The organism is Streptomyces sp. NPDC048461, assembly GCF_055587105.1.
The window spans coordinates 20,800-28,460 of the sequence record NZ_JBVJGW010000044.1; the positions used below are offsets into that span (position 1 = coordinate 20,800).

10 protein-coding genes are annotated in these 7,661 nt (G+C 71.0%); 5 read left to right on the forward strand and 5 right to left on the reverse strand.

The features are described 5' to 3' along the window. Positions 1-4 precede the first annotated feature (4 nt). The 3 genes from ACZ6S8_RS37505 to ACZ6S8_RS37515 form a co-directional block, all read right to left on the reverse strand. On the reverse strand, positions 5-1,330 hold the full coding sequence (locus ACZ6S8_RS37505) for a SpoIIE family protein phosphatase (protein WP_469462615.1): 1,326 nt from the start codon (positions 1,328-1,330) through the stop codon (positions 5-7). Then, positions 1,330-2,133: an alpha/beta fold hydrolase gene (locus ACZ6S8_RS37510; RefSeq protein ID WP_469462617.1), complete on the reverse strand. Its 804-nt coding sequence runs from the start codon at positions 2,131-2,133 to the stop codon at positions 1,330-1,332. Before ACZ6S8_RS37510 ends, ACZ6S8_RS37505 begins: the two co-directional genes overlap by 1 nt. Before the next feature lie 199 nt (positions 2,134-2,332). Continuing rightward, positions 2,333-3,148: a maleylpyruvate isomerase family mycothiol-dependent enzyme gene (locus tag ACZ6S8_RS37515; protein ID WP_469462618.1), complete on the reverse strand. Its 816-nt coding sequence runs from the start codon at positions 3,146-3,148 to the stop codon at positions 2,333-2,335. A gap of 282 nt (positions 3,149-3,430) precedes the next feature. Here ACZ6S8_RS37515 and ACZ6S8_RS37520 point away from each other — a divergent pair, with 282 nt between their 5' ends. Then, a complete protein-coding gene (locus ACZ6S8_RS37520; RefSeq protein WP_469462619.1) occupies positions 3,431-3,880 on the forward strand; it encodes a spore-associated protein in 450 nt (149 codons plus the stop codon). 229 nt (positions 3,881-4,109) lie between these two features. After that, entirely contained in the window at positions 4,110-4,757 is a 648-nt protein-coding gene (locus ACZ6S8_RS37525; protein WP_469462620.1) for a YwqG family protein, read from the forward strand. A gap of 131 nt (positions 4,758-4,888) precedes the next feature. Here ACZ6S8_RS37525 and ACZ6S8_RS37530 read toward each other — a convergent pair whose 3' ends face one another. Then, on the reverse strand, positions 4,889-5,227 hold the full coding sequence (locus ACZ6S8_RS37530) for a hypothetical protein (protein WP_469462622.1): 339 nt from the start codon (positions 5,225-5,227) through the stop codon (positions 4,889-4,891). A gap of 120 nt (positions 5,228-5,347) precedes the next feature. Continuing rightward, positions 5,348-5,761 (reverse strand): ATP-binding protein, encoded by a 414-nt coding sequence (locus tag ACZ6S8_RS37535; RefSeq protein ID WP_469462624.1) that lies wholly within the window; start codon positions 5,759-5,761, stop codon positions 5,348-5,350. A 303-nt stretch (positions 5,762-6,064) separates the two neighbouring features. On the opposite strand from ACZ6S8_RS37535, the gene ACZ6S8_RS37540 reads away from it, so the two are divergent. The 3 genes from ACZ6S8_RS37540 (at position 6,065) to ACZ6S8_RS37550 (ending at position 7,499) form a co-directional block, all read left to right on the forward strand. Beyond that, positions 6,065-6,394, forward strand: coding sequence for an STAS domain-containing protein (locus ACZ6S8_RS37540; RefSeq protein WP_469462626.1), 330 nt, complete (start codon positions 6,065-6,067; stop codon positions 6,392-6,394). Between the two features lie 112 nt (positions 6,395-6,506). Continuing rightward, entirely contained in the window at positions 6,507-7,058 is a 552-nt protein-coding gene (locus tag ACZ6S8_RS37545; protein WP_469462628.1) for a DUF6585 family protein, read from the forward strand. A gap of 132 nt (positions 7,059-7,190) precedes the next feature. Continuing rightward, complete coding sequence (locus tag ACZ6S8_RS37550; protein WP_469462630.1) at positions 7,191-7,499, forward strand: hypothetical protein; 309 nt, start codon at positions 7,191-7,193, stop codon at positions 7,497-7,499. The last annotated feature ends 162 nt before the right edge of the window (positions 7,500-7,661 follow it).

Consider the following 7,661-nt stretch of genomic DNA (forward strand, 5'->3'; position numbering starts at 1 on the left):
CGTCTCAGGTCCCGCTCCCGGCGGTGCGCGGGGGTGCGGGCACGCCGAGGGCGAGGAGGGCGGTGTCGTCGTCCAGGCCGTCGCCGAACCCGGCGAGGAGGCCGCTCAGCGCGGTGATCAGGGACTGCGGTCCCGCCGGCGGCTGGGCACCGGTGAAGGCGCGCAGGGCCTCCTCGCCGTAGAGCTCACGGGCGGGACCGGTGCGTGCCTCGGTGAGGCCGTCGGTGTAGAGCAGCAGGGTGTCGCCGGGGAACAGCCGGGTGCGGGCGGCCGTGAACCGGGCCCAGGAGAGGATCCCGATCAGCATTCCGCCCGGGGTGGGCAGGTAGTCGCTGTGCCCGTCGGCGCGCTGGATCAGCGCGGCGGGATGGCCGCCGGAGGCCAGGTGCACGCCGACGTGGTCGCCGCCCGGCTCCAGGACACCGAAGACGGCGGTGCAGTAGCGGGGGTCGCCGCCGCTGCTGTACCGGTCGTACAGCACGGTGTTCAAGGTGGCCAGCACGGTGACGGGGTCGGGATCGTGCAGCGCGGCGGCCCGCAGGGTGTAGCGGGTCAGCGAGGTGACCGCGGCGGCCTTGGGGCCCTTGCCGCACACGTCGCCGAGGAAGAACGCCCACCGGCCCGCATCCAGGGGGAACAGGTCGTAGAAGTCTCCGCCGAGCAGGTCCGGGGAGGCCGTGTGGTAGTATGAGGCGGCTTCCAGCCCCGGCACCTCGGGCAGCGCGAGGGGCAGCAGGTTCTGCTGGAGGACGGCCAGGGCCTCCTGGAGCCGTTCGCGGTCCTCCTCCGCCCGACGGCGCGCCTCCTCCGCCTGACGCCGCGCCTCCTCGGCCTCCCGCCGGGCCTCCTCGGCGGCCTGGCGGCCCCGCAGCAGCTCGGTCTCGTAGGCGCGGCGCTCCCGGGCGTCGAAGACCGTCGTGCGGATCAGCAGCGGCTCGCCGGCGCCGCCGGTCTTCACCCGCGAGGTGACCAGGACCGGCATCCGCTTCCTGCCCGCGGCCCTGAGGTCCAGGGCGACCCCGCTGACCTCACCCTTCATCTGCACCATCGGCGCGAAGTGCGTCTCGTGGTACAGCTTGCCGCCCACGGTGAGCAGGTCGGCGAACCGCATCCGTCCCACCACCTCGGACCGCTCCAGGCCCAGCCACTCCAGCAGCGTGGTGTTGATCTTCGCGATGGTGCCGTCCATCAGCGTCGACAGGTAACCGCACGGCGCCTGCTCGTACAGCTCCTCCGCACTGTCCTCCAGCAGGGAAGTGAAGACCGCCGCGTCCCCGGCGGCCGCATCCGCCTTCCCGTCCGGCTCCCGGTCCTCCTCGGTGCGGCACATCACCGGGCCGCTCCGAGGAAGTCGACGATCGCGCCCGCGGTGGCCTCCGGCGCGCTCAACTGCGGGCAGTGGCCCGTCGCCTCCAGCGTGACCAGCCGGCTGCCGGGAATCGCGTCGCGGACGTAGGCGCCGACCTCGCGGGGAGCGATCACATCCTGCCTGCACTCCAGCACCAGGGTCGGCACCGTGACCGACCCCAGGTCCCCGCGGCTGTCCGACAGGAACGTCGTACGCGCGAAGACCCGCGCCATGCCCGGGTCGGTCGCGCAGAACGACGTCGTCAGCTCCTCGCCGAGCTCCGGCCGGTCCGCGTTGCCCATGATCACCGGGGCCATGGCCGCCGACCAGCCCAAATAGTTCGACTCGAGCGACTCCAGCAGCTCGTCGATGTCGTCCTCGCTGAACCCGCCCCGGTACCCGTCCTCGTCGATGTAGCGGGGAGAGGGAGCGACCATCACCAGCCGCGCGAACCGCTGCGGTGCCTTCGCGGCCGCGAGCACCCCGACCATGGCACTGACCGAATGCCCCACGAACGTCACGTCCCGCAGGTCCAGCTCCTCGCAGACCTCCAGCACGTCCCGGGCGTAACCCTCCAGCGAGCCGTACCGCTGCTCGTCCCAGGCCGAGGCCTCCGAGCGCCCGGACCCCACGTAGTCGAAGAGCACCACCTGGTGATCCTCGGCCAGCCGGGGGACGACCAGGCGCCACATGTTCTGGTCACAGCCGAACCCGTGCGCAAGCAGGAGCACCGACCCATCCGTACGGCCGACGACGCTCACGTTGTTCCTGCGACGGATATCCATACCGGCAGTCTCCCACCACGCCGATCACCCCGGGCGGCAGCGCCCCGGGAGCCCCGGCCCCGGGCCGTGCCCCCTGCTCCGGCCGTGCGTCCGGGCGCGCTCCTGCCGCGCCGGTGAACGCGCGGGTGCGAGCACCTGAACCCGAGAGCCGTGTCCTGCCGACTCGAGCTCGGGGCACGGCCAACCGCCCCGCTGCGTCCTACCCCTCCGGCTCCCAGGCGCGCAGCAGGTCGAGCAGCCCCGGGTCTCCGTCAACGCGCAGGGAGCCGGCGGAGATACGGTCGTACAAGTAGAGGACCAACTCACCGGCCGTGCCGTGAACGGCGGCGCCGGCCTCGTCCGAGTCCTCGCCGGCCTCGGCCGCGGGCGAGGGCGAGGGCGAGGGCGCGGGGACGCGCGTCGAGCGTGCACCGTCGCCGTCGACCGTGAGGCGCCAGGAGCGGCCCTCGGCGGCGTGGAAGTCGAAGGCCGTGGGCTCGTGCGGCCAGGCGCTGGGCGTCGCGACGCAGGTGAACAGGAACTCCTCGACACCGTCGAGTGCGACCTTCGACGGCAGCGGCTGCGCGGCGCCCGAGGCGAGCCGGACGTCGTAGGTGTGCACCGCGCTCTCCTGGACCCGGTGCCGGGCAACCCCGCCGGCGGTCCGCGGCGTCTGCAGGGCGCTCCACCACGCCCAGCAGCCGGCCTCCGGTCCCGCCTCGCGCAGGGCGCTCAGCAGAAGCCGCGTCGACGCGGCCAGCCAGGCCAGCAGGGCCTCACGCTCCCGCGGCACCTCCAGAGCGGCGCGCGCGGCAACGGCCTCGGCCGGGGGAGCGCCGGCGGGCCCCGCGCCGACGATGGCGGCCCAGAAACGGTCCCCTCCGCCCAGGTGCTTCACCAGATCGAACAGCGTCCACCCGGGGCAGGTCGGCACCTCTGCGTCGAGACCGGGCGCCGCGGCGACCGCGGTACGGAAGGCGGTCGACCGTTCATCGATCAGTCGCAGCAGGTCAGGGAAATCAAGATTCTTTTCCACGCCGGATGTCTATCACCGCGCTCCGATGATCGGACAGCGATTTTCACAGTCGCCGCCGGTCGGCCGTCTGCGGACGTCGTTCTCGCCTCCCACCGCTCGGATGACGTGCTGCGCACCGCTGCGAGGACGCTGGTGCCGTGGCGGTAGGCCCGGCGTCGTACCTGCGGGCGGGGTGGTGAGGCGAAGCGGTCGCATCTTTTGCGAACGATGTGCAACCGTTCCGCCGCCCTTCATGTCACACCATGCAGGAGCGACCAACTCCTATGACCAGCAGGGGGAAACATGAGGCTCACCCGTCCCGTCCTTACCACCACCGCATTCGCCGCGCTGGCCCTCGGGGCCACGACCGCGCTGGCGGCGCCCGCCACCGCCGCGCCCAACACCACGCCGCAGAAGGTCTGTGGAAGCGCCTTCAAGACCGTGAACTCGGCCGCCATCGGCTCGCTGGGCACCGTCTACCTGACGTACAACGCCGCGAGCGGCAAGAACTGCGTCGCGACCATCCGCAACAACCCGGGTGCGGCCGTGGACATGGCGCTGTGGATCGAGGTCAACGCGACCTCGGAGCGGGGCGAGGACTACGGCCGGTACACGTCGTACGCAGGCCCGGCCTACGTGTACGGCAAGGGCCACTGCGTCGACTGGGGCGGTGGCATCAGCAACGTGCACGTGCAGGTGTACAACTCCAACTGCGGCGCGCGCAAGGAGCACCGGGTCACCGAGGTCCGCTGACCCGATCTCCTCCTGACCGCGACGTTCCGCGACGTCGCGCCGTAGCGCCGTCGTGCGGTCCTCGGGGGCAGGGCCTACGACCCGACGACCACGACCGCACGGGAACCGCCGTGGTCCGGCTCGCCCCGGCAGACTCGCCGAGTCTGCCGGGGCGAGGGCTGATCCGCGGTGTCCCGCGTAAGGCGCCCTCTCCGGCGGGCCTGTCACAGGCGGCCAGTAGCCTCCCGCCATGCAGACAGCGCTGATGATCTACGACGGCTCCGCACCGGCCGATTCCGACGTCCCGCGTACCGGGGGCGTGCCGCTGGCTCCTGCCGGATTCGCCTGGCCCGTGTGCGGCTGCGGGGGACCGCTCCAGTTCTTCGCCCATCTCCCCGTCGAGGACGATGTCCTGTCGGTGTTCCTGTGCCAGAACGACCCGGGGGCGTGTGAGTTCTGGGACGCGAGGTCCAGCGCGAACAGGGTCCATCTGTTTCCCCGGGAGGAACTGCGACCGGTAGCCGTACCCGTGGCGGGACTGACGCTGCTGCCCGCCACCTCCGCCATCCGCACCCACGTCGTGACGATCGACCCCGAAGACGCCTGCGACGAGGAAGGGGTCGAGCCTGACGCCTACGACCTTGCCCGCTCGGGATGGAAGCGGGGACCCGACGAACGGTTCGGGCAGCAGCGCGAAGTACTCGGGTCGCTCGGAGGCAGCCCCTCCTACCTTGAGGACGACCGGCTGCCCGCGTGTCCCTCCTGCACCGGCACCATGGAGTTCGCGGCGCACCTGGAGGAGGGGATGACCCGGGAGACCTCGATGAACCTCGGCGGTCAGCTCGGCTACGTCTTCGTCTGCCGCCCTTGCCGAACGGGAGCCTTCCTCACGGACTGAAGGCCACCTGCGAGGGCACTGAACGGCCGCTGCCGGCGGCCGCGGACCGGGTGTTCGCCACCGGCCCCGGGGTCACTCGCTGCGGGAGGGCCCACCGGGTCCCGCACGGATGCCGTCAGCCCGTCAGCCCGTCAGCCCGTCGCGCCGGGCAGAGCCGTGAAGGTCGCGCTGGCTGACCGCGAGGACACCGCCCCTTCCACTGCGAGTTCTCCGTCGATGGAGATCGTGCACTGGAGCCAGCCGTCGGGGTGCTCGGGGTTGGACGTGACGATCGTGAGCATGGGTATCGCGTTGATGCCCGACATCACGACGTCCTGCTTCCACGGCGTGACGCCGGTCTTGACCCGCTTCTCCTCTCCTTTCAGAGGGTTGCCGACGGCGTAGGTCACCTCGAAGGAGCCGGTGCCCGTCACCTCGTAGGTGACCTTGGTGCCCTGCTTGCGGCGGAAGGGGAGGAACGTGCTGTTCATGTGCGGGCCTCTGCGAAAGCGGACAAGGCGGAACTCTCCGTGATCCTCGCACGTGCTGCCGGGACGGCCCGCGGAGGTACCGGCCGCGGCCGCGGCTTCCGCGCCCGCCGCCCGCGTCCTTCAGCCGTCGGTGAGGGCGATGGCCGCGGTGATGCGCTTCCCGGCGGGTTCGCGTTCGATCCCGAAGGTGCGGGCGACGCTCATGACGATCGCGAGCCCTTGTTGTCCGATGCGCAGGGGGTCGGGGGGCAGGAGTGCGGGCGGGTTGGGGTTGCTGTCCCACACCGCCACTTCCACACACCCGTCCCGCACTTCCAGATCGAGCCGGCTCGGGCCGGGCGCGTACTTGCGGGTGTTGGTGACGAGCTCGCTGACCACGAGCTCCACCAGGTCCAGGGCACGGTCGCTGACCGGCAGGTGGTGAACGTCCTGGACGTCGGCGAGGAAACGACGGGCGAGGTGGCGGGCTGCGGCGATCGGCTCGCTGCCCGCGTACGCGGCGGAGCACGCTATGGGGGTGGGACGGGTCACCACGGGCTGTTCGGCCTCCTATGCCCTCTCGGCGCGGCCACGCTGCGGACGCGGCCACCGAAGGACTCTAACCGCCTGCCCCCGATCGGTCAGCGCAGCACCCGACCGCCCGCTGCTCACGGGCCCCGCCCCACGAGCCGCAGCGGAACGCAGAAGCGGAATCACCGCGGCCGCATCCACCCGGCTGCGGTCGGGAAGAGCCTGGATTCCGGACCACCGACAACCGGTGTTGTCTGCGCCGGTATGTTGTCAGCCGGTAGCGGCGCCGCACTACGGCGCCGCAAGCAGATTCTGGGGAGTACGCAGGTGGAACAGCAGGTCCGGGTCCTACCCGACGAGGACGGTATCCGCGTCATCGTGTGCGCGGGCGACTTCGACCAGGACACCCTCGAACCCCTCGACCGGGCCTGCACAGCCGCCGCGGACGACCCCGCCGTACGACGCATCGTCCTCGACGTCACCCGGATCACCTTCGCCGACTCCTCCATGCTCAACCTGATGGTCCGCATGCTGCACACCGGCCGCCTGGTCGTGGCGGGCCCGGTGCCCGTGCAACTGGGCCGTCTCCTGGACTTCACCCAGGTACGCGACCTGCTCCGCACCACCGACGGCATCGAGGCGGCGCGCACCCTGTAGGAGGAGCCGGGCAGCTCCAGCGCCCCCGAGTGCGCGGCGGAGGCGTGCAGTTCGCCGCACTGCCGGACGACGGGCCCGGCGGTCGGGAGCTTCGGCTCGCTATCATGACCCGATGGCCGGGACCGGCAAGCCAACCGAAACGCCAGCGCCTCGCGTGGTGGCCCGCGCCGCCCGCGAGAACCTCGGCGAGTTCGAGCAGCGGGTGCGCCGCCGCCCCGGCCTCGGCGGGGCGGCGGCGTGCCTGGTGATCCTCGTCGTCGTCATGAACTTCCTGGTCAACGGGCCGGAGAACGCCTGGGGCCGCGCCGTTGTGGTGACCGGCCTGCTGATCGTCACCCTATGGGGCTATGTCTGGTTTCATCGCGTACGTGGTGGCCTCTACCTGTTCTCGGAGGGTTTCGTCGATGCCGCCGGCAGGCGCATGGTCAGCGTGGCGTGGTCGGAAATCCGGTCGATAGAGGCCGACGAGACGCAGTTCGCCATCAACTCGCTTCCGGCGGGCAGCGCCTTTGCCTACGAGGTGGCGATCACGTCGCGGGTGACCGGCCACCAAGCCGTGTGGAGGTTCAACACCACGTACGTGGGCGTACACGAACTCACCGAACACATCTCCCGGCGTTCCCGTGTCCCGATAACCGGCCTCACCGACCCCTACCGACTGTGAACTGGCATCGGGCCGGTCGGAGGATCTGCCCGCTCGTGACTGCCGCCAACTCGCCGACGGGCACCCGCGAGCCCGCGCCGACGTGATGCACCGCTGTCTGCCACTGTCGGTGGAGCCCTTTACCCTCCTCCCATGTCTGTCAACATTGATCTTGCCTTCACCGTTACAGGCGTCAGCGGTGAGCCGCAGGCCTGGGAGATCGTCCGCGCTCTGGAAGAACTGCTGCGCGAAGAGTCCCTGATCCTTCAGGTGTCCCTCGGGGTGGCCGTGGATGACGACGGCGCGTTCTTCGTGTCCGGCGAATCCGACTTTCCGCTCGGGATCAGCCGCTTCTACCTGTGGCAGCCGCACTTCGAAGGACTCTTCGCGTCGACCGTCGCACAGGTGGCCCCCGATGCGAGCGCGAAGGTCCAGTGGGGCTACCCCGACGAGGGGTACTGACCGGGCCGGTCCCCAGGCCGCCGACGAGCACCCTCCGCATCCCTGATCACGAGCCACAGCGGGAGTACTAGGCCGTTTCTTAGCGATCACCTCGCGGCCCAGATGTGGATGGCCGCGAGGTGGAGGGCCGCCTGGTAGGTGGTCGCGGTCTTGTCGTATCGA